The organism is Kribbella sp. NPDC043289 (assembly GCF_056436705.1).
Window position 1 is genome coordinate 483,988 of record NZ_JBWKCB010000004.1, and the last position, 24,003, is coordinate 507,990.

Genomic DNA, 24,003 nt, shown 5'->3' on the forward strand with positions numbered 1-24,003 from the left:
GGGCGGGCGGCCGAGCAGGCAGCAGCGTACCTGACGGATCAGCTCGTTCCGGGGAGGCCCGGTCAGTAGCGGTGCGAGCGCAGGTGGATGTTCTGCAGCAGGCCGATGGCGAGCAGACAGGCGAACATCGACGAACCGCCGTACGACACGAACGGGAGCGGCAGGCCGGTGACCGGCATGATGCCGAGCGTCATCCCGATGTTCTCGAACGCCTGGAACGCGAACCAGCAGACGATCCCGGTCGCCACCAGCCGGCCGAACGCGTCCCGCGCGTTCACCGCGATCCGCAGCCCGCGGAACAGGATCACCGCGAACAGCACGATGATCGCGCCGGCACCGATCAGCCCGAGCTCCTCCCCCGCGACCGTGAACACGAAGTCGGTGTGCTGTTCAGGGACGAACGCGTTCTGGGTCTGGCTTCCGTGGAACAGCCCCTGCCCGAAGACCCCGCCGTTGCCGATCGCGATCCGGGCCTGGTTCACGTTGTAGCCGATGCCCTGCGGGTCCGACGAAGGGTTCGCGAACGCGATGAAGCGGGAGATCTGGTACTGCTTCAGGATGTGCAGCTTGATCGCGATCGCCGCGACCAGCACGCCCGCGGTGAGCAGCCCGAGCATCCAGCGTTTCGGTACGCCGGACACCGCGATGATCCCGAACACGATCGAGCCGAGCACCATCACCGTGCCGAGGTCGGGCTGCAGCATCACCAGGATCACCGGTACGGCGGCGACCGCGACGGCCTGCGCGACGTCGACGGTCCGGGCGTTCTCGTTGCGGTCGGTCTCGCTCTTCTCCGCGATCAGCAGCGCCATCCCGACGATCACCGCCAGTTTGGCGAACTCGCTGGGCTGGATCGACATCATCGGCAACTGGATCCACGACCGCGACCCGTTGATCGTCGAGCCGACCCCCGGGACCAGGACCAGGATCAGTCCGACGATCGAGGCGGCGTACAGCACTGGGGCGAGGATCCGGACCCGGCGGTGGTCGGTGACCGCGGCACCGATCGCGAGCACCAGGCCGATCGCGAAGTTCAGCGCGTGCCGGAAGAGGAACGCGTGCGGGTTGCCCTCGGTCAGCGAGGTGCGGTTGTGGGTCGCGGACCAGATCAGCAGCGCGCCGAGGAACGACAGCGCGACCACGCCGAAGACCAAGACCCAGTCCACCTGCCAGAGGGTGGACCGGCGGTCCATCCGCGGTCGCGTCCGAATCGGGGTCAGGAACGCCATGGCGCGCTCCTCGTGAAGGCCCTCATTGTTTCGGCTTCTCCTGCCCGGGCGGCGGCGCGGGCTTGATGTTGTACAGCGTCTCGTAGATCTTCCGGACCGCGTCACCACCGGCGCCCGAACCCGTACCGGCCTGGCTGATCATCATCACCACGGCGTACCGGTCGGTGTAGGACGCGAGCCACGACGTGGTCTGCTTGCCGTAGACCTCAGCGGTACCGGTCTTGGCGCGGACCGGGATCTTGTCGAGCGGGAAGCCCTGGAACTTCCACGCCGCCGTACCGGTCAGGGTGGTCTGTTTGAGCGCGGTGTCGATGTAGCGCAGGTTGGCTGCCGGGACCGGGAGCTTCGCCTTCACGGTCGGCTTGATCTCGTGCGGCTTGCCGTTCGCGCCGACCCACGACTGGATCACCCGCGGCTCGAAGAGCGTGCCGCCGTTCGACAGGGCCGAGTAGACGGTCGCCAGCTGCAACGGGGTGATGATCGTGTCGCCCTGGCCGATCGCGAAGTTGACCGCGTCACCGGCGCGGTACTTGTACCCGTCGACGCAGAACTCGCGCGAGAACTGCTTCAGGAACGCCGACGTCCCGGCTGGCGGGTTGTCCGCGATCTTGCAGTAGTAGTTCTTCTGCGAGTCGTAGTACGTCTTCTTCCACTTGCGGTCGGCGATCCGGCCGCTCACCTCGCCGGGCAGGTCGACGCCGGTCGGCGTACCGAGGCCGAACTTCTGCGCCATCTCGACGAGCGGGTCGCGGGTGGTGACGTCGCTGGAGTTGCCGCCCTCCTTCAGCCAGAGCGCGTACGCGATCCGGTAGAAGAACGTGTCGCAGGACAGCGCCAGCGCGCGGTCGAAGCCGATCATCCCGTACGACGCGGACTCGTAGTTCTTGAACCTGCGGTTACCGACCTCGAAGTACGACGAGCAGTCCAGGCGGGTCTTCGGGCTGTACCCGGCGCCCAGCGCGGCTGCGGTCGTGATCGGTTTGAACGTGGACCCCGGCGCCAGCTGGGCCTGCAGTGCGCGAGAGACCAGCGGCGTGCCGGACTTGGCCGAGTACAGCGCGTCCAGCTCACGCTGGCTGATGCCGCCGACCCACACCCCCGGGTTGTACGTCGGGTAGCTCGCCATCGAGACGATCCGGCCGGTCTTGGTGTCCATCACGACCGCGGCGCCCGAGTCGGCGACGTACTTCTTGTGGGTGACCGGGTCGGTCTGTTTCCGCGCGGTCATGATCGCGTTCCGCAGCTGGGCCTCGACCGACGCCTGGATCCGGGAGTCGATCGAGCTCACCAGCGTCGCGCCCGGAACCGGCGCGGTCTGCTTCTTGACGCCGGTGGTGTACCCGACCGCGTCGACGATCATGTCCTTCTCGCCGGGCGTGCCGCGCAGCAGCTTGTCGTACGAGCGCTCGACGCCGGCCCGGCCGACCAGGTCCGAGCGGTGCGGGACCGAGTCCTGCCCGGCCTTGTCCATGTCCTCGAGCTCTTCGGTCGTGATCGGCGACAGGTACCCGAGGATGTGCGCGGCGTTCACCTTGTACGGCGCCGGGTACGCGCGCAGCGTCTGCGAGTCGGCGGTGATCCCCGGGAAGTCCTCGCGGCGCTCCATCACGTCGATCGCGACCTGCTCGCTGACGTCCTTCGCGACCGGGATCGGCTGGTACGGCGTCCCGTTCCAGCAGGCGGGTGGTTTGGACGCGCCGGGCTCACCGCACAGCATCGTGCGCGCCTTGAGGTCGGCCGGCTTCTGTTTGAGCACCTTCGCGAGGCGGGCGAGGACGACGTTCTGCTGGCTGTCGGGGAGCTTGGCGAGGACGGAGCGGTCGACGGTGATCATCAGCGAAACGCGGTTACCGACGAGCGTCCGGCCCTGGGAGTCGACGATCGTGCCGCGGGGGGCCGGGATCAGGACCTGCCGGATGTGCTGCGCCGTCGCCGCCTGGCTGTAGTCGGCGCTCGACATCACCTGCATGTACCAGAGCCGGCCGAACAGCGTGCACAGCAACGAGAAGACCAGCACCCCGATCACGAACAACCGCAACCGCGCCTTGAGCGGCGCCTCAAACCCATCCCAACTCATGGGATGACCCGCCGCCGCTCGCGGGCGGGTTGGACGCGGCCCATGATCCACATGACCAGCGGGATGACGACGATCGCGCCGACCACGTCGTACCCGGCGGCGATGCCGAGGCGGACGCCGAACTCACCCCAGTCGACCGACGGGTCGTGCAGCAGCGAGCCGGTGGCGCTGAAGAGGAAGAACGAGATCGCCGTCCCGAGCACGACGGTCAGCGCGACGCCGAGCGGTCCGACCGGGCCGCTGGAGGTCTCGCGACGGATCAGACCGGCGACGTACCCCGCGACGGCCAGCGACAGCGCCCACCGACCCGCCGTGTGATCGGCCGGCGGTACGACGTCGAGCAGCAGACCGCCCGCGAACCCGGCGATCGCACCCCACTCCGGCCCGCGGGACAACGCCAGCGCGATCACCACGATCAGCGTCAGGTCACACGTCACGCCGGCCACCGCGATATTGCTCAGCACGGACGTCTGCACGGTCACGGCGACCAGCAGGAACAGGGTCGCCAACCCGATCCGCAGTGCTATCACGTCAGTTTCCCCCTCCCTTGTTGGTGCTGCCCTTGATCTGCGCGCGCGGTGGACGGGCAGGTGGCCCCGTCACCACGCCGACGGTGTCGATCCGGGTCGGATCGACGTACGGCTTGATGGTCGCGGTGGACCCGAGGGACCCGACGTTCGCCGTCACGGAGGTGACGACGCCGATCGGAACCCCCGGCACGTACGGCGCGTTGCCGCTGGAGCCCCAGGTGACGATCCGGTCGCCGACCTTCGGCCGCGCCTTCGGGTCGACCAGCTTGTAGTCGAGCGTCCCGGCCACGTCGCCGCGTCCGGAGACGAAACCGAGCGCCATCGACGCGTTCAGCCGGCCGCCGACGGTCGAGTTGCGGTCGCCGATCAGCAGCACGGTCGCCGTCGCCTGGGTGGTGCGCACCACCCGGCCGACCAGACCGGTGCCGTTCAGCACGGTCATGTCGGTGCGCACGCCGTCCGCCGTCCCGGCGTCGATCGTGACCGTGTGGCTGAACGACTGCGCGCCGCCGATCCCGATCACCCGGGCCGGCGTCATCGTGTACGCCGGCGCGACCTTGAGCAGCTTGTCCAGCTCCTGCGCCCGGCTGCGGGCGTAGTCGGAGGTGTTCAGCTCCTCGGTCAGGGCCTCGTTGTCCTTCTTCAGTTTTTCGTTCTCGGCCTTCAACCTATCCATTTCCGCGAACCGGTCACGGAGGTTGTCCACAGGCTGCCGGGCCGAGGCCGCGGTCGACTCCAGCGGGCCGAACACGCCGGCCGCCGCTTCCCGCAGCGGCTCCACCGGCGAACCTGCCGAACGCCGCGCGTCCAGCACGATGAGGGTGAACGAGGCCAGGATCACCAGCGCCAGCACGGCGCGGCGGCGACGGACGCCACGCGGCATGCCCGCCGAGCGGAGCGGCGTACCCGCGGAGCGGATCGCACTCCGGGCCGGGGTACCGAGGTCTTTGAGCATCGGTGGACCTCAGCGCCGGTTGTCGGTGACCAGGATGCGGTTGAGGGTCTCGATGTTGTCGACGCACTTGCCGGCGCCCAGCACGACCGCGTCGAGCGGGTTCTCGGCGACGTGGATCGGGATGCCGGTCTCGTGCCGGAGGCGCTCGTCCATGCCCTTCAGCAGCGCGCCGCCGCCGGTCAGCACGATGCCCCGGTCGACGATGTCGCCGGCCAACTCCGGCGGGGTCTTGTCCAGCGTCGCCTTCACGGCGTCGACGATCGCGGTGATCGGCTCCTCGATCGCCTGCCGCATGTCGGCCGAGGACACCTTCACGGTGCGCGGCAGGCCGGAGATCATGTCACGGCCGCGGATCTCGCTGTCCGGGCCGTCGGTGGTCGGGAACGCCGAGCCGATCGTCATCTTGATCTGCTCCGAGGTGGCCTCGCCGAGCAGCAGCGAGAACTCCTTCTTGCAGTAGTTCACGATCGCCTTGTCGACCGCGTCGCCGGCCACCCGGATCGACTGGCTGGTGACGATGCCGCCGAACGAGATGACCGCGACCTCCGTCGTTCCACCGCCGATGTCGACGACCATGTTGCCGGTGGCGTCGCGGACCTCGAGGTTCGACCCGAGCGCGGCGGCCATCGGCTCCTCGATGATATAGACCTTGCGGGCGCCGGCCATGTACCCGGCGTCGCGGACCGCGCGCTGCTCCACCGCGGTGATCCCGGACGGTACGCAGACCACGATCCGGGGCTTCGCGAAGTACCGGCGGCGGTGCACACGCTGGATGAAGTACCGCAGCATCTGCTCGGCGGCGTCGAAGTCGGCGATCACGCCGTCCTTGAGCGGCCGGATCGCGGTGATGTTGCCGGGCGTCCGGCCGATCATCTTCTTCGCCTCGTGACCGAACGCGACCGCCTCTTGCGGATCGTCCGTCCGGGTCGCCACCACCGACGGCTCGTTCAGCACGACGCCGCGCCCTCGCACGTACACCAGGGTGTTCGCCGTCCCGAGGTCGACCGCCATGTCGCGGCCGAGCATGCTGTTCGCCACCGCGGCACCTCCCACTCGGTCCCCGACCAGGCTAAGCGCCGCCCGCGCACAGCCCGTGGACCGACACGTCCCGTCCGCCCAGGACAGATCGTATCGGCCCACTCACCTGCAGTCGGCATCGGGCAGTCGCCCGTTACGCGGTCTAGGCCGGTCCTACCGCCAGGTTAGCGACCCATTGCCCGGTCAGCACCCTCTCAGACGTGCACGAAGAGGAACTACCGAGTCGCGGCGGCGCGTTCCAGGTCGTCGACGGTGCCGGACATGATCGTCGGGAGGTGCTCGGTGATCAGGTCGAGAGGCCAGTCCCACCAGGCGATGGCGAGCAGGCGGTCGACGTCCTCGTCGCTGTAGCGGCGGCGGATGAGATTGGCCGGATTGCCGCCGACGATGCCGTAGTCGGGGACATCGCTGACAACCACCGAGCCTGACGCCACGACGGCTCCGTGACCGATCCGTACGCCGGGCATCACGAGACTCTGGTAGCCCAGCCAGACGTCGTTCCCGATCACGGTGTCGCCGCGGCCGGGCAGGCCGGTGATCAGGTCGAAGTGGTCCGCCCAGGAGCCGCCCATGATCGGGAACGGGAACGTCGACGGGCCGTCCATCCGGTGGTTGGCGCCGTTCATGACGAACCGGACGCCCTCACCGAGGGCGCAGAACTTCCCGATGACCAGCTTCTCCGGGCCGTAGTGGTACAGCACGTTGCGGGTCTCGAACGCGGTCGGGTCGTCCGGGTCGTCGTAGTACGAGAACTCCCCGACCTCGATCAGCGGTGACGTGACGAGCGGCTTGAGCAGCACGATTCGTGACTGGCCCGGCATCGGGTGCAGCGCTGCCGGGTCGGGGAGCACCGACGGGTTCACGGCAGGTCGGGGAACCAGATCTTGATCTCGCGGGCGGCGGACTCCTCGGAGTCGGAGCCGTGCACGAGGTTCTCGCGGTTGGACAGCGACAGGTCGCCGCGGATCGTGCCCGGGGCGGCCTTGCGGCCGTCGGTGGCGCCGTTCAGCGCGCGGATGACCTCGATCGCCTCGTCGCCCTCGAGGACCATCGCGACCAGCGGGCCGCTGGTGACGAAGTCCCGCAGCGGCGGGTAGAAGGCCTTCTCGACGTGCTCGGCGTAGTGCTGGTCGGCCTGCTCGGCGTCGATCGTGCGCAGGTCCATGGCGACGATCCGGAGGCCCTTGGCCTCGAACCGGCCCAGTACCTCACCCACCAGGCCGCGCCGGACCGTGTCGGGCTTCAGCAGGACCAGCGTGCGCTGCGACATCTGTCAACTCTCTCTCGAAGTATTCGGGGCGGCTGAGCCTAGCGCCTCGTGCGCTTTCTTGGCTTCCTCGATCCGACGGCCGAGGACGATCGCGGCGATCCAGAAACCCGCGAACGCCGCGCCGAGCACGAACATCGCGGGAACGACGAAACCGAGGCCGACCGCGCCGACCTGGACGATCCAACCGAGCACGTACCCGACCCGGAACCGCAGCAGGCCGCACGCGACCAGGGCCAGGAAGAACAGCCCGAGGCAGACCGGGACCGCCACCGCCGGGCGGACGCCGGCGACCGAGATCATCACCGGCGTGACCAGAGCGAGCACGACGGACTCGAACGCCAGCACGATCGACGCGAGCGACCTCACTGCTGTTCGTCCTTCGGTTTCCGGACCAGCAGCGCCCGCGCCTCACCCGCGGTGATGACCGAGCCGGTGATCAGTACGCCGCCGGTGCCCAGCGCGAGCGAGTTCTCCTCGGCGAGCCGGATCGCGTCGTCGATGGCGTCGATCAGGTGCGGCCGGACCAGTACCCGATCCTCGCCGAACACCTCGGCGGCCAGCTCACCGAGCTCCTCGGCCGGCATCGAGCGTTCGACGAAGCTGTTCCGGGTGCAGACGACCGTCTCCATGATCGGCTCGTAGGCCTCGAGCAGGCCGTACACGTCCTTGTCCTTCATACAGCCGAGGACGCCGATCAGCGGCTGGAACTGGAACGCCTCGGAGACAGTGGCCGCGGTCGCCTCGGCGCCGTGCGGGTTGTGCGCGGCGTCGACGACGATCGTCGGGCTGTTCCGGACGACCTCCATCCGGCCCGGGCTGGTGACCTGCTCCAAGCCGGCCTGCAGCAGCTCGGTGGTGACCCGGCCCTCGGTCTCCGGGCTGGCGCCGAGCAGCGCCTCGACGGCCGCGACCGCGGTCGCCGCATTGTGTGCCTGGTACTCGCCGTACAGCGGGAGGAACAGGTCGTCGTACTCGCCGCCGAGACCCTTGAGGGAGATCATCTGGCCGCCGACCGCGAGCGTGCGGCTGACGACGCCGAACTCGATCCCCTCACGGGCGACCTGCGAGCCGACCTCGGCGGCCCGCCGCAGCAGTACCTCGAAGACGTCCAGGCTCTGCTGCGCCATCACCGCCGTACCGCCCGGCTTGATGATGCCGGACTTCTCGCCGGCGATGGTGACCGGATCGCCGCCCAGCAGGTGCGCGTGGTCGACCGCGACCGGGGTAATCACCGAGACCGTGCCGTCGGCGACGTTGGTCGCATCCCAGGTCCCGCCGAGGCCGACCTCGATCACCGCGACGTCGACCGGGGCGTCGGCGAAGACTGCGAACGCCATCGCGGTGATCGCCTCGAAGAACGTCAGCGGGTGATCCTGCTCGGCGTCCACGACCGCGAGGTACGGCTCGAGCTCCTCGTAGGCCTCGACGAAGCGCTGCTCGCTGATCGGCTCGCCGTCCAGCGTGATCCGCTCTCGGACCGACTCCAGGTGCGGGCTGGTGAACCGGCCGGTCCGCAGCCCGGCCTCGCGCAAGAGGGTGTCGATCATCCGCGCGGTGGACGTCTTGCCGTTGGTGCCGGTCAGGTGCACCACCGGGTAGGCCTTCTGCGGGTCGCCGAGCAGCTCGACGACGCGCTGAACGCGCTCCAGGGTGGGCTCGATCTTGTGCTCCGGCCAGCGCTGCTGAAGCCGTGCCGATACCTCGGCGTAGGAGAGGTCGCTCATCAGAAGGCCCAGTCTAGAAGGGGGTGTGGATAACCGGTCGGAAGCACCCCTTGACAACCACTAACATTGTGGGCATGAGCCAGACGTCCAGCGTTCCAGACAAGCCCACACTCGACGGACTCGAGGAGAAGTGGGCTGCCGTATGGAAGGAGCAGCAGACCTACGCCTTCGACCGCACCGCCGAGCGCGCCGATGTGTTCTCCATCGACACGCCCCCGCCGACGGTCTCGGGGTCGCTGCACGTCGGCCACATCTTCAGCTACACCCACACCGACCTGGTCGCCCGCTTCCAGCGGATGCGCGGCAAGCAGGTGTTCTACCCGATCGGCTGGGACGACAACGGCCTGCCCACCGAGCGCCGCGTCCAGAACTACTACGGCGTCAAGTGCGACCCGTCGCTGCCCTACGACGCGGAGTTCACTCCCCCGGCCAAGCCGGACCCGAAGAAGCAGATCCCGATCTCCCGGCAGAACTTCGTCGACCTGTGCGGTGAGCTGACCCACATCGACGAGCAGGCGTTCGAGGCGATGTGGCGCCAGGTCGGCCTGAGCGTCGACTGGTCGTACCTCTACACCACGATCTCCGAGGACTCCCGGCGTACGTCGCAGCGCGCCTTCCTGCGGAACTTCGCCCGCGGCGAGGCGTACCTGGCCGAGGCGCCGACGGTCTGGGACGTCACGTTCCAGACCGCGGTCGCGCAGGCCGAGATGGAGGCCCGGGCGTATCCGGGCGCCTACCACCGGGTCGCGTTCCACGGCGCGGACGGCCCGATCTACATCGAGACCACCCGCCCGGAGCTGATCCCGGCGTGCGTCGCGCTGATCGCGCACCCGGACGACGACCGCTACAAGCACCTGTTCGGTACGACGGTGACGTCGCCGCTGTTCGGTGTCGAGGTCCCGGTCCTCGCGCACCCGGCCGCCGAGATGGACAAGGGCGCCGGTATCGCGATGTGCTGCACGTTCGGCGACCAGACCGACATCCAGTGGTGGCGCGAGCTGCAACTCCCGGTCCGCACGGTGATCGGCCGCGACGGCAGGCTGCTCCGCGACACCCCGGCCTGGCTCGAGGGCTCCGCGGAGCTGTACGGCGAACTCGCCGGCAAGACGGTCTTCAGCGCGCGCGAGCTGATGGTCGGCAAGCTCCGCGAGAGCGGCGACCTGGACGGCGAGCCGAAGAAGACCGAGCGGATGGCGAACTTCTACGAGAACGGCGACAAGCCGCTCGAGATCGTCTCCACCCGCCAGTGGTACATCACCAACGGCGGCCGCGACGCCGTGCTCAAGCAGGAGTTCATCGAGCGCGGCAACGAGCTCGCCTGGGTCCCGGAGCACATGCGGCACCGCTACCTGAACTGGGTCGAGGGGCTGAACGGCGACTGGCTGATCTCCCGCCAGCGGTACTTCGGTGTTCCGTTCCCGGTCTGGTATCCGCTGAACCAGGACGGCGAGCCGGACTACGCGCACCCGCTGATGCCGTCCGAGGCCGAGCTGCCGATCGACCCCACCTCGCAGGCCCCGCGCGGGTACGACGAGTCGCAGCGTGGCAAGCCGGGTGGCTTCGAGGCCGACCCCGACGTGATGGACACCTGGGCGACGTCCTCGCTGACCCCGCACATCGTCTGCGGCTGGGAGCGGGACGACGACCTGTTCCGCCGGACGTTCCCGATGGACCTGAACACGCACGCTCACGAGATCATCCGCACTTGGCTGTTCTCCCGTGTCGTCCGGGCACACTTCGAGAACGGCACGCTCCCGTGGGCGCGGTCGCTGATCTCCGGCTTCGTCGTCGACCCGGACCGCAAGAAGATGTCGAAGTCCAAGGGCAACGCGGTCGTCCCGTCGGAGATCCTGGACAAGTTCGGTTCCGACGCCGTGCGCTGGCGCGCGGCGATGGCGCGCCCGGGCATGGACTCGCCGTTCGACGAGTCGCAGATGAAGGTCGGCCGCCGGCTCGCGATCAAGGTCCTGAACGCGTCGAAGTTCGTCCTCGGCTTCGGGGCCACCACGGTCGACCCGGCCGCGGTCACCGAGCCGGTCGACCTGGCGATGCTGCAGAAGCTGCGCTCGGTCGTCATCGACGCCACGGCGGCCTTCGAACGGTTCGACTACACCGGAGCCCTCGAGGTCAGCGAGCGGTTCTTCTGGACGTTCTGCGACGACTACGTCGAGCTCGTCAAGGAGCGCGCGTACGGCGGTCAGGGTGACGCCGCGGCGGCTTCGGCGAAGGCTGCGCTGGCGGTCGCGTTGTCGGTCCAGCTCCGGCTGCTCGCGCCGTACCTGCCGTTCGCGACCGAAGAGGTCTGGTCGTGGTGGCAGGAGGGTTCGATCCACCGCTCGAGCTGGCCGGTGGCCGACGTCGACCTGACGATCGCGGACCAGGAGCCGGAGGTGCTGGACGCGGTCTCCGAGGTGCTCGCCGGCATCCGTGGCGCGAAGTCCGAGGCGCAGGTCTCGATGAAGACCGAGGTCTCCAAGGTCGAGGTCAGCGGGCCCGCCGCCCGGCTGGCGCTGGCCGAGCGCGCCGAGCCGGACCTGCGGGCGGCCGGCCGGATCACCGGCGAGATCGTCTGGAACGCCGACGACTCCGACGCGGTGAAGGTCGTCGCGACCCTCTGACAGCAGGCGTTCCGGGTGCCCGCTTCCCCACCGGGGAGGCGGGCACCTGTGCGTGTCAGCGACCGGCTACCCTGCGAAGCCGGTTGTCCTGATGAAGCCGTTGTCCTGATGTGGAAGCATCGGGAGTGAACCCCGCGACCGTACGTCCCGAGGAGCTATCCGATGAGCGACCCCACCACCCCGGCGGATCCGAAGGATCAGGGCGCCCCGGCGACCGACGCCGGTGCGGACACCGCCGAGCTGGCGGCCGTCCCGGCCGGGCCGGCGCAGGCGGCCACGGATCCGAGCGGCACGACGGACACGAAAGCGGACACGAAGGCAGCCACGACGGCGGACGCGAAGGCCGACGCCAAGACTGACGCGAAGGCCGAACAGCCCAAGAAGAAGGGGTTGCGGCGGCTCAGCGGTGCCTGGCTGACGTTGGGTGGCGCGGTCGTCATCCTGGTCGTACTGGCGCTGCTCGGGTACGTCTGGGGTCTCGGCCCGCTCAACCGGCTGAACACGAACCGTGGCATCAACCCGCCGGCCAAGCTCGCCGGCCTGGACCGGATCACCGACAAGGAGATCCGCGACCAGCTGCAACTGGACCAGACACGCGAGGCGCTGAGCCGGATCAACGACGGTAAGCAGGCGACGGTCGAGGCGTACGGCACCGTCGACGGCAACCGGATGTATGTGATCATCGCGCTGCGCGGCAAGGTCGACATCGACAAGACCGTCAAGGACTCGGGTGCGACCCCGGACAAGATCAAGAAGGTCGGCAGCTCTACCTGTGTGGAGTCGACCGGCAACCTGCCGACCCAGTGCTATCGCGGCAGCAACACGCTGACCGTGATCGCCCAGTCCGCCAACGAGGGCGTCAACGTCGACCAGGTCGCGCCGGTCGCGGAGGAAGCCTTCAAGGCAATGGGCTGACCTCGAACGCAAAGACAACCAAGTTTGGTATGTTCATTTTTGGGCCTATCAAATACGGTTGATCGAGGGCGGAACCAATGGACCACTTCTACGGCCGAGCCCGCGAACTCGAGACACTCGATCGACTGCTGCACCGGGTCGAGCAGCGAGGGCGGACAGGCCGCCCGGGCAAAGCCGTGCTGATGCGCGGCCGGCGTCGGGTCGGCAAGTCGCGACTCGTCGAGGAGTTCATCGAGCGTTCCGGCGTACCGAGCTTCTTCTTCACGGCGTCGGCGCAGTCGAACACGGCCACCGACCTGCGCCTGTTCATGGAGGCAGGATCCGCGTCGACCCTTCCCCGAGCCGGCCTCTTCGCTGGACAGATGCCGCACGACTGGGACGCCGCCCTGCAGTTGCTGGCCGCAGCGCTGCCGACCGACAAGCCCAGCATCGTAGTGCTGGACGAAATGCCGTACCTGATCACCAACGACCCCGGTTTCGAGGGAACACTGCAGAAGCTCTACGACCGGGAGCTGTCACGTAAGCCTGTACTGCTGCTCTGCGTGGGGTCGGATCTCGCGATGATGGAGCGGCTCAACCAGTACGATCGGCCGTTCCATCAGCGCGGAACCGAGATGGTTCTGCCGCCCTTGAGCCCGGCCGACGTCGCCGCCATGCTCAAGCTGAAGCCGGCCGAGGCATTCGATGCTTTCCTCGTCTCCGGCGGTCTCCCGATGGTGCTGGACGAGTGGCCGGCCGGCGGCACTGTCTTCGACTACCTCGGGGAGGCCGTCGCCGATCCGACCTCGGCGCTGATCGTCAGTGGAGAGCGGTCCCTCGCCGCGGAGTTTCCTGCCGACGCGCAAGCTCGGCTGGTCCTCGCTGCGATCGGTTCGGGCGAACGTACGCATACACTCATCGGCCGTGCGGCCGGCGGGCTTCCGGCAACCAGCCTCAATCGCGCTCTCCAACTGCTGGGTCTCAAGCGGGTCGTCGAGGCTGTGACACCACTGTCAACGCGCCCGTCCAAGGAGACCCGTTACTACATCGCCGACCCGCACCTCCGCTTCTGGCTGGCGTTCCTGGGTCCGTATCTCGCGGAGATCGAGCGTGGCCGTGGAGACCTCACGCTGACGCGCATCCGAACGTCCTGGCCATCTTGGCGTGGCCGCGCCATCGAGCCCGTCGTCCGCGAGTCGCTGTTGCGCCTGCGCGCCGACGGGCTGCCAGACGGCACCGGCACGGTCGGCGGCTATTGGACGAGGACAAACGATCCGGAGATCGACATCGTCGCGGCCGATCGTGGGCCGGTCGCGCAGCGGATCACAGCGGTGGGCTCAATCAAGTGGCTCGAGCGGAAACGGTTCGATGCGCGCGATCTCGCCCGATTGCTCGTGCACCGGTCGCAACTGCCTGGAGCGGACGAATCCGTCCCGCTCGTCGCCGTCTCCCGCGCCGGCGTTGCGGTCGACGGCGTCCAGGCAGTGACACCCGAGCAGCTTCTGACCGCGTGGCAGTAGCGTCAGGCCAGCAGTCCGGCGATCAGGATCATCACCGGGATCGACAGCAGCGTGCTCAGCAGTACGGCGCTGCGCGCGAGGGTTCGGCTCGCGCGATAGTGCACGGCGTACACGTAGACGTTCTGTGCGGTCGGTAGCGCGGCGAGCAGCGTCGGTGCCAGCAGGGCGGTTCCGTGCAGGTCGAGCGCCCAGCGGGCGATCGCGTACGCCGCCATTGGCTGCACCAACGTCTTCAGCCCGACCGCGAGGATCACGTCCCGCCGCAAGGTGATCGAGTCCTTCGTCCCCGCGCTCAGGCTCAACCCGTACGCAATCAGCGCGACCGGCACCGCGGCCGCGGCGACCAGGTCGATCGGCCGCATCACGATCTCCGGCAACCGCACGCCCAGCAGCGACACCAACAACCCGAGCAACGACGCCACGGTGAGCGGATTACGCAGCGGCCGCGTCACGACGGTCCGCAACGACACCCGCCGCCCGGACCCCTGCCGATCCCCGTCCAGTACGGCGAACGCCACCGGCGCCATCACGAGAACCTGGAACAAAACGATCGGCGCGACCAGCGCTCCGTCGCCCAACACATACGCCGCCACCGGTACGCCGAGGTTTCCAGCGTTCACGTACGACGACGCGAGCACGCCGATCGTCGCCTCGGACCGGGTCCGTCGCCAGATCACCGCCGCGATCACCAGGAAAATCACCTGGACCACGAACAGACTCACCAGGTTGGTGACCAGCACCACCGAGAAGATCGAGCGGAGATCGGCACGCGCCACCGTGGTGAACAGCAGCGCCGGAGTCGCGACGAAGAACGCCAGCCGGGACAGGACGAGCTCGTCCTGCTTGCGCAGTACCCCGAAGAGGCCGACGACGTACCCGAGCACGGCCACTGCGACCAGCGCTCCGAAAGCACCGACGACGGCGGACACTCAGGTCCTCAACGGGTTGGACACGCTGCGATCGTAGGGGTAAACGCTGTCCGCGACCGCCGGATGCTCACTCGCTGGACGGTGACGTGCGGCACCTCGACAGCATGCCCGCGACCGTACTGCGGAACATTTCCCGATCGGCCGCCGGAATGGCATCGGTCAGCTGCCCCAGCGCCGCACCCATGTCGGTGTGGAACGCGGTCGCGGCCTGCCGCCCGTCGTCGGTCAACGTCACCTGGACCGCTCGCCGATCTCCCGGTACGGCGGATCGCGCCGCCAACCCACGCTTCTCGATCCGGTCCATCAGCCCGGTGAGCGCGGCCTTCTCGACCCCGAACATCTGCGCGAGCTCCGCCATCCCGCGCGGCCCGCCGATCAGCACGCACAGCAACCGGGCCTGCACCGGCGTGAGCTCGTGGCGCTCCGAGACGGTCACGTAGATGCCCTGGACCATGCTGGTCAGCTGCATCAGCCCCGTGCCGGCGTCCAGCTGCTCGGCCCACGTCTCACTCACGGAACTACGGTACAGGCCATGTATGGTTAATCACGCGTACAGTACGCGGCATTAACCATCGAGGAGGACCGATGTCTTTCAGCGACGAGGAGCGCCAGTACCTGCGCTCCCAACCCCTCGCCCGGCTCGCCACCGTCGGCACCGACGGGCAGCCGGACGCCGTCCCGGTCGGCTTCGAGTACGACGGCACGCATCTGTTCATCGGCGGCATCGACCCGGTGAAGACCCGGAAGTTCCGCAACGTGCGGGCCGGCAACTCCAAGGTCGCGGTGATCCTCGACGACCTGCCGTCGACCGACCCGTGGGTCCCGCGGTACCTGCGGATCTACGGCACCGCCGAGCTCGTCGAGCGCACGGGGCGGTTCGGCGCCGGCAGCTACCTGCGGATCACGCCGACGATCTCCTGGAGCTTCAACCTCGAGGGCAAACCCTTCACGCACGACGACACGGTCCGCACTACCCGCACCGTGCACGAGACCGAGGCGGTGGCTTCGCGATGAGCTTCGACACCAAAGCCGGCACCCACGGGGCCCGGCAACCCAAGGGACGCCTGCTGCGCTTCGCGAACGGCTTCGTGGCGCGCCGGATCCGGCGCGGTAGCGCGAAAAAGATGATGGGCTTCGACGCCCTGGTCCTGCGGACGATCGGCCGCAAGTCCGGCGCCGAGCGGTTCACGCCGGTCGGCTGGTTCCCGGGCACCGACGGCAGCCGGTTGATCGTCGCCTCCGCGGCCGGCGCGCCCGGCAACCCGGCCTGGTACTACAACCTCGCCGCGAACCCGGACAAGGTCCGCATCGACATCGGCGGCGAGACGCTCGACGTCCGCGCGGAGCAACTGCACGGTCCCGAGCGGGACGAGGCGTGGCAGCAGATCGTGGCCGCGTCGCCGCGCTTCGCGGAGTACCAGGAGAAGACCGACCGGGAGCTCCCGGTGATCCGGCTGGCACCGCGGCCCTGAGCGACGCTGAACCGTCACCTGGAAGATGCTGCCGAGTCAGACGCTGGATCGGGAACATTCCACCGGGAACTCCGACGATGGTCGGTATGACTACTTCCGCTCGAGTGTTCAAGACCGTCCTGGGGGCGGCCGCCGTGTTCGGCGTCCTCGCCGCCGGGATCCCGACCGCCGGCGCGGCCCCGGTGGAGGCGCAGGGTCCGACGGTCGTTCCGGCCGGGCAGGGCCTGCCGCTCGGGGACGCCGACCTGGCGGAGACGCGCAGCGACCGGGCGCTGGCGCGCGGCGTCACGCTGACCCGGATCGTCCGCGGCACCGACCCCGCACCGGCCGACCAGATCAACACCACGACGCGCGGTCCGTGGGTCGTGAACGTACTGACGATCGACCCGCGGCGCGCCGACGGCCACCTGCGGACCACCTACGGTCCGGACCTCGCCAAAGTCGAGAAGACCTCGGACCTGATGAAGTTGTCGGGCGCGCTGGCCGGCGTGAACGCCTCGTTCTTCACCTTCACCGCGAACCCGACGTACCCGGGTGACCCGGTCGGGCTCGGGATCTCCGACGGCAAGCTGCTCAGCGAGCCGCTCACCGATCCGACCGAGGCCAACCTGGTGATCGATGCCAACAGCAACAAGGTGGTGACCGGTCACCTGCGCTGGACCGGCAGCGTCCACAACCGCTTCACCGGCGCGGAGCTCCCGCTGGAGTTCATCAACCACCCGCCGGTGGTGCCGACCGCTTGCGCGACGCTGCCCGACCAGACCGCGTGCACGGTCCCGGGTGACGTCGTCCGTTTCACCCCGGAGTTCGCCGCCTCGACCCCGGCCGGTGCCGGCGTCGAGGTCGTGCTCGACCGCCGCGGCTGCGTCGTCCGTACGTCGACCACTCGCGGAACGACCCTCACCGCGAGCCAGACCTCGTTGCAGGCCACCGGTCAGGACACCGCCGCACTGTTGAAGGTCGCCGCGAAGGGCTGCCTGCGCACGGATCTCGCGGTGTCGGACGAGAACGGCCGCACGGTCCCGCTGCGCCACGGTCTGTACGGCGTGACGGGTCGCTACCAGCTCACCAAGAACGGCGAGATCGTCGTACCGGGCGGCAGCGGCAGCTTCTTCGACCGCAACCCGCGCACGATCGCCGGGACGACGCGGGACGGGAAGATCGTGCTGGCCACGCTCGACGGCCGGCAGACCACCAGCGTCGGCACCACGATGGCCGAGACCGCCGCGGTCGCGAAGGCACTCGGCCTGTCCGACGCGATCAACCTGGACGGCGGCGGGTCGACCGCGATGGCGCTGCAGGACGGCACTGTCGTCAACCGCCCGAGCAACACCGCCGGCGCCGAACGCGCGGTCGGCGACGCAGTCGTCTTCATCCCCAACCACTGAACAATGCGTGCTGTGGTGACGGGTCGAAAGAACCCCGCCACCACAGCACCCTCAGTGCGTCAGTAGCCGTAGCCGCCTCCGCCCGAGGACTTGGATGGGGACGTTGTTGGTGCGGCCGCCGCCGTGGTTGTGGCGGCGTGCCAGGTGAAACTCGTGCCGGAGAAGCTGTCGGAGACATTGTTGCCCTTGGCCTGTCCCGCACCGGTGTCGAACTTGAAGGTGTACAGCGGCTTGCCCTGGTAGGTGAGCTGGTCCGCGCCGGTGTCGGAACGCTTCATCGTGCCCAGACCGCTGACCGCCTTGGTGTCGGCGGTGGTACCGGTGGCGGGTACCCAGACGCTCGTGCAGCTGCTGGTGCACTTGATCATCCCGCCGGCCTCCTGGTCGGCGAAGTACAAGGTCTTCCCGGAGGCGTCGACCAGGGTCTGACCGATACCGCTGACGTTGTGGACCGCGATCGCGGCAGCGGCCGGGGCGGCGCCGGCAGCGCCTGGCGTGGTGCTGCCGCCGCCACAGGCCGCCAGCGTGCCGAGCCCGCCTACGGTTGCTCCGAGCAACAAGATTGTGGTTTTCATCGGAATCTCCTCTCCCCCGCTGATACGCGGGATCCGGACCGGCGGTTCAGGGAAGTTTCGGATTGAACCGTCTGGGCCCGTCGTACGTACTCGAAGGTGTGGATGACGACACGGTGATCCGCGCGCTGTACGACAGGTACCGGCGGCCGCTGTTCGGCTACGTACTGCGCTCGGTGGGCGGCGACCGCCAGTACGCCGAGGACATCGTGCAGGAGACGATGGCGCGGGCCTGGACACACGCGGCCGACCTGGACCCGGACCGGGCCGGGCGCTGGCTGTTCACGGTCGCCCGCAACCTGGTCATCTCGGGGCGCCGCCGCCAGGGCGCCCGGGTGACGGAGGTACCGATCGACGACCGCGATTTCCCGGCGCTCGGTGACGACATCGACCGGGTTCTGCAGGTCTGGCAGGTGATCGAGGTACTGCGTGGGCTCAGCAAGGACCACCGTCAGGTGATCATCGAGCTGTTCTACCGGCGCCGCACCGTCAACGAGGCGGCTGTCGTGCTCGGCGTACCGCCGGGGACGGTGAAGTCGCGCAGCTACTACGCGCTGCACGCGTTACGCGCGGCGCTGGAGGAACGAGGAGTGACCGGCTCATGACGTGCCCCGAGACGCTGTCGATCGGTGCGTACGTGCTCGGCGCGCTCGAGGCATCCGAGCGCCGTACGACCGAAGAACACCTTGCGGGCTGTGCAGCGTGTCGCGAGACCCTCCTGCAGTTCGCACCTCTGCCCGGACTGCTGCACGGCGTACCCCTGGAGGAGGTCGAGGCGGAAGCACCTGAGCCCGCGCCGCTGCACCTCACTCGGCGACGGCACCCCACCAAACAGCGGCGGTGGAAGTTCGCGGCGGCCGGCACCGCACTGGCCAGTGGCGCGCTCACCTGGGGCCTACTGGCGGCTCCGGCGTCGGCGACCTGGACAGCAACGAACGGCGTCGGCGGACTCGACAGCACAGCCAAGCTGGTCAGCCGCGGTTGGGGCACGGACATTCAGCTGAAGCTCAACGACCTGCAGCCCGACGAGCACTGCATGCTCGTCGTTCACAACCGCAACGGCACCACCGAGACAGCCGGCTGGTGGGCAGCCAACGGCAAGTACCAGGCCGAAGTCCCAGCGAGTACGTCGTTCTCGCTCCAGGACATCACCCGCCTCGATGTCGTGACCCCCGAGGACACCGTACTGAGCACGTTGTCCCCTACCTCACACTGACGACACTGACAACCCATCGAGGATCAGCCCGAGCATCCTGGGCGAACGATCCGGACTGGCGCGCCAGAGAGCTCCAGTGAGCTGGAGGAAGTCGCCCGGGTCCGCGTCCCTCCGGATGCTGCCGTCCTTCTTCCCGGCGTCGAGAAGCTCCGTGATCGCGGCGATCACCGGCCCGTACGTCTGCTCGGTGATCGCCTGCTGCGCACTCGGACCGAGCGCATCACCCAGTCCGTGCTTGCGGCGCATCGCCTCGACGAGATCGGTCGTCCAACTCCGCAGCGCCTCGAGCGGCGGCAGCTCGGTCAGCAACTCCGGAACGGTGCCGACGAACCGCTCGACCTCGTCCTGGTAGATCGCGAGAACCAGCGCCTCGCGCGTCGGGAAGTTGCGGTACAGCGTGCCCGCGCCAACGCGCGCCCGCTGCGCGATCTGGTTCATCGACGTGGACCCGTCGGCGGCGAACGCCTCACGGGCGGCCGCGAGGATGCGCTCCCGGTTCTCCCGGGCATCTGAACGAACCACAACACCTCACTTGCTAAGTGGAGACCTCTCCACTACCGTATCTGGAGACCTCTCCAGATAATCTACCCCAGGAATGGCACTCGCATGGACAAGGTGTTGGTGACCGGAGGATCCGGGTTCATCGGAAGCTGGTGCGTGCTCACGCTGCTGCAGGCCGGGTACGCCGTCCGCACGACGGTTCGCGACCTACGCAAGGAGCCCGCGCTCCGCGCCCAACTGCACAGCGCCGCACACTTCAAGGACGCGCGACTGACCGTCGTCCGCGCCGATCTGCAGAGCGACGACGGGTGGGCGGACGCGGTCGCCGGGTGTGCGTACGTGCTGCACGTCGCCTCGCCGACGCTGCGGAACGCGCCCGAGAGCGAGGAGGCGATGATCGCCGCCGCGCGGGACGGCGTGCTGCGGGTTCTCCGAGCCGCCCGTGACGCGAAGGTACGCCGGGTCGTGCTGACCAGTGCGTTCGGTGCAATCGGGTACGGGCATCCGCGACGGTCGGCGCCGTACACGGAGCAGGACTGGACGAACGTGGACGCGGACATCGCGCCGTACCAGAAGTCGAAGACGCTGGCCGAACGGGCCGCCTGGCAGTTCATTCGAGACGAAGGCGACGGGCTCGAGCTCGCCGCCGTACATCCTGTCGCTGTGCTCGGTCCGGTGCTCGGACCGGATGATCCGCCGTCGTTGCGGACGATTCGCAGCATGCTCGAGGGCTCCGTTCCGGCCTGCCCGCCGTTCGGCACCAGCTGGGTCGACGTCCGCGACGTCGCCGACCTGCACCTCCGCGCGATGACCGACCCGGCGGCGGCCGGTGAACGGTGGCTCGCGTCGGCCGGCCGCAGCCTGCGGATGGTCGAGGTCGCCCGCATCCTGCGGGAGCGGCTCGGGGACCGGGCCGCCAAGGCACCGACCCGCGAGCTGCCGGTGTTCCTCGCGCGCGTCCTCGGCGCCGTCAACCCGCAACTGCGCGCGCTCCGGCCGCAGCTCGGGCAGGACTTCGACGCGACCAGCGCGAAGGCCGAGCGGCTCCTCGGCTGGAAGGCCCGCCCGGTCCAGGACACCATCGCGGAGACCGCCGAGAGCCTGCTCGCGCACGGCGCGCTGTCCGGCTAGCAGGACAGCGCGCCGCTCCGGATCACCAACTGTTGTTGGAGATTCCCGTGCCGAGCATGACCTGGTCGTAGGTGTTGCCATCGTTGTCGTCGGTGTAGGCGACCGCCACCTCGGCGTACGGCGAGACTGCGACCGCCATCTGCTCCTGCCGACCTGTGGTCACCGAGCTGAGCTTCTGCGCCGACAGACGGCCCGTGTCGGTGCCGTCCGTGCCAAAGCCGCGGACCCAGACATCAGGGTCGGCGCCTTGGACCGTCCAGCCGACAACGGACTGCGCCTGGTCGTCGATGCCGATCGACGGCCAGCTACCGCCGTCCGCGACCAGCGTGTCCGCGTAGTGCGCAGTACCCGTCGAGGTGAAGCTACGGGTCCAGGCTCCTGCGGTACCGGTGTGGTCGGACTCCCACGCCACGGCGAAGTCACCGTTGAAGTTGGCAGCCACTGAGGCGTGCTGCTGTTGACCGTCGGCCGTTGCGTTCGCGGACCGGCGGGACAGCGTGGCAGAACCGTTCGAACGACCCAGCCGGACCAGACCGACCTGGTAGAACCCGTTGCCATCACTGTCGTCGTCCCACACGACAACCGCGTCACCTGATGCCGACACGGCTACGTCCGGGTTGTGGTTCTGCCCGGTCGTGGCGGACGCGGTCACCTCCCAGGCGCGCGTGGTCGGGCCAGTGAACCCAGCCGCCTTCACAGTCGGCTGCGCACCGGTCTGGATGTCCTCCCACACAGCGGTGAAAGCGACAGCAGCACCGGAGGGCGCGCCATCCGGGTCCACAGCGACACGGGGGTTGATCTGCTGACCGGTGGAGCTGCTATTGGCGTTGCCCGACGCAGTGACGGTGCCGGCGGTGTTCACGACGCGGTACGGGATGTTGTAGTACCCGTTGCCGTCCGGGTCGTCCTGCCAGACCACGACCGCGTTGCCGTTGTCGTCGAGCCCGACGTCCGGGTGCAGGTGCCGCCAGTTGGTCACTCCGGTGCTGCCGCCGGCGGACAGCTTCTTCTCGTACACAGCGGTGCCGTTGCGGAACAGCCGCAGGTAGATCTCGCTGTGCACGTTGTCGGTCGCGTTGTCGGTGTCGCGGTCGTCTTCCCAGGCAACTGCGACGTACCCGTTCTTGTTGGTCGCCACCGACGGCGTGTCCTGGTCGCCAGTGGCGACGCTGTTGGCCGCGACCCATGTGGGTGCTGCGATGTGGGCGTCAGCGGTGGTGGCCGTGCAGGTCAGCGCGATCGCTGCCAGGGCGGTAATAGCGAGCGTCTTCTTCATCGTTTTCTTCACGGTCACACCGCCTGCAGGCCGGGCTGGCCGTCTTGGATGACGAACGACTTCACGGTCGCCGCGGCGGCGCCGTGCTCGGACACCTTCGCGACGTTGCGGAAGTCGGCCTTCATCTCGGTCGGGCTGATCGTCGCCCGGACGTAGCCGCGGCGGTTGTTGTAGAACTTCAGCCACGGGTTGGTGCCGACATCCGGAACGGTGGTCGACCCGTCGCCGTCACCGCTCGAGGTCACCGAGCTGGTGACGAGCTCGCTGCCGATGGTCGCCGAGTTCGCGTTGTTGTAGTCGGCCTTGATGTCGTTGGCCCACGCCCGGTGCACGTCCCCGGTGAGTACGACGGGGTTGCGCACCGACCGGTCCACCCAGCCCTGCTGGATGCGCGCCCGCGAGGCGCGGTACCCGTCCCAGGAGTCCATGCTCGCGCCGGACGCATTGAACCGGCGAGCAAAGAACACCTGCTGGCCGATGATGTCCCAGGTCCCCAGGTGCTGGTTCAGTCCGTCCAGCAGCCAGGTCTCCTGTGAGTTGCCGGGCAGACTGCGGTTGGCCAGATCGGCGTCCGAGCACTGCTGCCAGCCGTCACCACAGGCCTGGTCGTTGCGGTACTGACGGGTGTCGAGCATGTGGAAGGTCGCGAGACTCCCCCACCGCAGCCGCCGGTACAGCTGGATGCTGTTGCCACTGTTCACCTGCGCCGGCCGCAGCGGCATGTTCTCGTAGTACGCCTGGTACGCCGCCGACCGCCGCGCCGTCCACTGCGCCGCAGTGAGTGCCGGTGTGTTGTTCTCGCGCACGGTGCCGGCGTAGTTGTTCTCCACCTCGTGGTCGTCCGGTACGACGATCCACGGCGCCGCAGCGTGCGCTGCCTGCAGATCCGGGTCCGTCTTGTACTGCGCGTACCGGCGGCGGTAGTCCGCGATCGTCACGATCTCGGTGCCGAGGTGCAGGCGCGGGCGGCCCGCGGTCGCGCCGTACTCGTAGATGTAGTCGCCCAGGTGCAGGATGACGCCCGGGTTCTCCTCGGCCATCCGGCGGTAGACGGTGAAGTACCCCTCCTCGTAATGCGAGCAGGAGGTGAACGCCATCAGCAGGTCCCGGCCGGCCGCACCGATCGCGGGGGTGGTGCGGGTCCGGCCGACGGGCGAGATGTGACCCTGGGCACGGAACCGGTAGAAGTAGTCGGCGTCCGGGCTGAGACCACCGGCGATCGCGTGCACCGAGTGGGCGGACGCGAACTGGGCGGTCACGGTGCCGGAGGAGACCAGCGTGCTGAACGTGTCGGTGGTCGACACCTGCCAGTCGACGGCGACATCGGCGTTCGCCATCCCGCCCTGACCGTCGGCGTTGGTCGGCGAGGGCGCCAGCCGGGTCCAGAGTACGACGCTGTTCGCGTCCGGTTCACCGGAGGCGACGCCCAGCTGGAACGGGTACGGGACGGCGGCGGTGGCGGTGATCACGGACGACTGGGCGGCAGCCGGGAGGGCGCCGACACCAGCCGCGGCGAGTCCGCCGAGAACTAGGGTCCTGCGACTGATTGGGCTCATGGGCCTCACCTTCACGGGTACTCAGGGCGGTAGGCCCCCGCGCCGGTCGAACTGCCGGTGACCATTGGGGAACCGTGAGTGTGTGTGGTGCTTGCTGCCCATGATCA

At 68.7% G+C, this 24,003-nt stretch carries 24 protein-coding genes; 9 read left to right on the forward strand and 15 right to left on the reverse strand.

All coding sequences use genetic code 11. The features are described 5' to 3' along the window. Positions 1-62: 62 nt before the first annotated feature. The 9 genes from rodA to AC0662_RS26715 form a co-directional block, all read right to left on the reverse strand. On the reverse strand, positions 63-1,229 hold the full coding sequence (gene rodA, locus AC0662_RS26675) for a rod shape-determining protein RodA (protein ID WP_452202498.1): 1,167 nt from the start codon (positions 1,227-1,229) through the stop codon (positions 63-65). A 22-nt stretch (positions 1,230-1,251) separates the two neighbouring features. Beyond that, positions 1,252-3,306 (reverse strand): penicillin-binding protein 2, encoded by a 2,055-nt coding sequence (gene mrdA / locus AC0662_RS26680; RefSeq protein WP_452202496.1) that lies wholly within the window; start codon positions 3,304-3,306, stop codon positions 1,252-1,254. Continuing rightward, positions 3,303-3,836 carry a rod shape-determining protein MreD gene (mreD, locus tag AC0662_RS26685; protein WP_452202494.1) on the reverse strand — a complete coding sequence of 178 codons (534 nt, stop codon included), beginning with the start codon at positions 3,834-3,836 and terminating at the stop codon, positions 3,303-3,305. The genes mrdA and mreD overlap by 4 nt, the downstream gene beginning before the upstream one ends. 1 nt (position 3,837) lies before the next feature. Next, positions 3,838-4,791: a rod shape-determining protein MreC gene (gene mreC / locus AC0662_RS26690; RefSeq protein WP_452202492.1), complete on the reverse strand. Its 954-nt coding sequence runs from the start codon at positions 4,789-4,791 to the stop codon at positions 3,838-3,840. A 9-nt stretch (positions 4,792-4,800) separates the two neighbouring features. Then, positions 4,801-5,829, reverse strand: a complete 1,029-nt coding sequence (locus AC0662_RS26695; protein ID WP_452202490.1) for a rod shape-determining protein — start codon at positions 5,827-5,829, stop codon at positions 4,801-4,803. A 215-nt stretch (positions 5,830-6,044) separates the two neighbouring features. After that, entirely contained in the window at positions 6,045-6,650 is a 606-nt protein-coding gene (locus AC0662_RS26700; protein ID WP_478304218.1) for a CatB-related O-acetyltransferase, read from the reverse strand. A 38-nt stretch (positions 6,651-6,688) separates the two neighbouring features. Then, positions 6,689-7,099, reverse strand: coding sequence for a nucleoside-diphosphate kinase (ndk, locus tag AC0662_RS26705; RefSeq protein WP_452202488.1), 411 nt, complete (start codon positions 7,097-7,099; stop codon positions 6,689-6,691). Positions 7,100-7,102: 3 nt separating this feature from the next. After that, positions 7,103-7,465: a DUF4233 domain-containing protein gene (locus AC0662_RS26710; RefSeq protein WP_478303990.1), complete on the reverse strand. Its 363-nt coding sequence runs from the start codon at positions 7,463-7,465 to the stop codon at positions 7,103-7,105. Then, positions 7,462-8,823, reverse strand: a complete 1,362-nt coding sequence (locus AC0662_RS26715) for a bifunctional folylpolyglutamate synthase/dihydrofolate synthase (RefSeq protein WP_478303992.1) — start codon at positions 8,821-8,823, stop codon at positions 7,462-7,464. The genes AC0662_RS26710 and AC0662_RS26715 overlap by 4 nt, the downstream gene beginning before the upstream one ends. Positions 8,824-8,897: 74 nt before the next feature. On the opposite strand from AC0662_RS26715, the gene valS reads away from it, so the two are divergent. The 3 genes from valS (at position 8,898) to AC0662_RS26730 (ending at position 13,855) form a co-directional block, all read left to right on the forward strand. Continuing rightward, on the forward strand, positions 8,898-11,441 hold the full coding sequence (gene valS, locus AC0662_RS26720; protein ID WP_452202482.1) for a valine--tRNA ligase: 2,544 nt from the start codon (positions 8,898-8,900) through the stop codon (positions 11,439-11,441). 162 nt (positions 11,442-11,603) lie between these two features. Then, positions 11,604-12,356 (forward strand): hypothetical protein, encoded by a 753-nt coding sequence (locus tag AC0662_RS26725; protein ID WP_452202480.1) that lies wholly within the window; start codon positions 11,604-11,606, stop codon positions 12,354-12,356. Positions 12,357-12,538: 182 nt separating this feature from the next. Beyond that, positions 12,539-13,855, forward strand: coding sequence for an ATP-binding protein (locus AC0662_RS26730; protein WP_452202545.1), 1,317 nt, complete (start codon positions 12,539-12,541; stop codon positions 13,853-13,855). A gap of 2 nt (positions 13,856-13,857) precedes the next feature. Here the strand turns inward: AC0662_RS26730 and AC0662_RS26735 are convergent, their stop codons facing one another. Continuing rightward, complete coding sequence (locus tag AC0662_RS26735; protein ID WP_452202478.1) at positions 13,858-14,784, reverse strand: AEC family transporter; 927 nt, start codon at positions 14,782-14,784, stop codon at positions 13,858-13,860. A 67-nt stretch (positions 14,785-14,851) separates the two neighbouring features. After that, positions 14,852-15,298, reverse strand: coding sequence for a MarR family winged helix-turn-helix transcriptional regulator (locus AC0662_RS26740; RefSeq protein ID WP_452202476.1), 447 nt, complete (start codon positions 15,296-15,298; stop codon positions 14,852-14,854). 71 nt (positions 15,299-15,369) lie between these two features. Between AC0662_RS26740 and AC0662_RS26745 the strand changes: the two genes are divergently transcribed. The 3 genes from AC0662_RS26745 to AC0662_RS26755 all read left to right on the forward strand — a co-directional run bounded on the left by AC0662_RS26745 (position 15,370) and on the right by AC0662_RS26755 (position 17,644). After that, positions 15,370-15,798, forward strand: a complete 429-nt coding sequence (locus tag AC0662_RS26745; protein ID WP_452202474.1) for a PPOX class F420-dependent oxidoreductase — start codon at positions 15,370-15,372, stop codon at positions 15,796-15,798. After that, a complete protein-coding gene (locus tag AC0662_RS26750) occupies positions 15,795-16,256 on the forward strand; it encodes a nitroreductase/quinone reductase family protein (protein ID WP_452202472.1) in 462 nt (153 codons plus the stop codon). Before AC0662_RS26745 ends, AC0662_RS26750 begins: the two co-directional genes overlap by 4 nt. An 86-nt stretch (positions 16,257-16,342) precedes the next feature. Beyond that, complete coding sequence (locus tag AC0662_RS26755; protein ID WP_478303997.1) at positions 16,343-17,644, forward strand: phosphodiester glycosidase family protein; 1,302 nt, start codon at positions 16,343-16,345, stop codon at positions 17,642-17,644. A gap of 59 nt (positions 17,645-17,703) precedes the next feature. On the opposite strand, the gene AC0662_RS26760 is transcribed toward AC0662_RS26755, so the two are convergent. Further along, entirely contained in the window at positions 17,704-18,219 is a 516-nt protein-coding gene (locus tag AC0662_RS26760) for a COG4315 family predicted lipoprotein (RefSeq protein ID WP_478303999.1), read from the reverse strand. A 62-nt stretch (positions 18,220-18,281) separates the two neighbouring features. On the opposite strand from AC0662_RS26760, the gene AC0662_RS26765 reads away from it, so the two are divergent. Together AC0662_RS26765 and AC0662_RS26770 are read left to right on the forward strand one after the other, a co-directional pair. Then, a complete protein-coding gene (locus AC0662_RS26765; protein ID WP_478304001.1) occupies positions 18,282-18,821 on the forward strand; it encodes a sigma-70 family RNA polymerase sigma factor in 540 nt (179 codons plus the stop codon). Further along, on the forward strand, positions 18,818-19,432 hold the full coding sequence (locus AC0662_RS26770) for an anti-sigma factor family protein (protein ID WP_478304003.1): 615 nt from the start codon (positions 18,818-18,820) through the stop codon (positions 19,430-19,432). Before AC0662_RS26765 ends, AC0662_RS26770 begins: the two co-directional genes overlap by 4 nt. Here AC0662_RS26770 and AC0662_RS26775 read toward each other — a convergent pair. Continuing rightward, positions 19,424-19,954 carry a TetR/AcrR family transcriptional regulator gene (locus AC0662_RS26775; RefSeq protein ID WP_478304005.1) on the reverse strand — a complete coding sequence of 177 codons (531 nt, stop codon included), beginning with the start codon at positions 19,952-19,954 and terminating at the stop codon, positions 19,424-19,426. The genes AC0662_RS26770 and AC0662_RS26775 overlap by 9 nt on opposite strands. 84 nt (positions 19,955-20,038) lie before the next feature. Between AC0662_RS26775 and AC0662_RS26780 the strand changes: the two genes are divergently transcribed. Beyond that, complete coding sequence (locus tag AC0662_RS26780; protein WP_478304007.1) at positions 20,039-21,064, forward strand: SDR family oxidoreductase; 1,026 nt, start codon at positions 20,039-20,041, stop codon at positions 21,062-21,064. A 22-nt stretch (positions 21,065-21,086) separates the two neighbouring features. Here AC0662_RS26780 and AC0662_RS26785 read toward each other — a convergent pair whose 3' ends face one another. Together AC0662_RS26785 and AC0662_RS26790 are read right to left on the reverse strand one after the other, a co-directional pair. Then, positions 21,087-22,352, reverse strand: coding sequence for a hypothetical protein (locus AC0662_RS26785; RefSeq protein WP_478304009.1), 1,266 nt, complete (start codon positions 22,350-22,352; stop codon positions 21,087-21,089). A gap of 2 nt (positions 22,353-22,354) precedes the next feature. Beyond that, a complete protein-coding gene (locus AC0662_RS26790) occupies positions 22,355-23,896 on the reverse strand; it encodes an alkaline phosphatase D family protein (protein WP_478304011.1) in 1,542 nt (513 codons plus the stop codon). Positions 23,897-24,003: the final 107 nt, after the last annotated feature.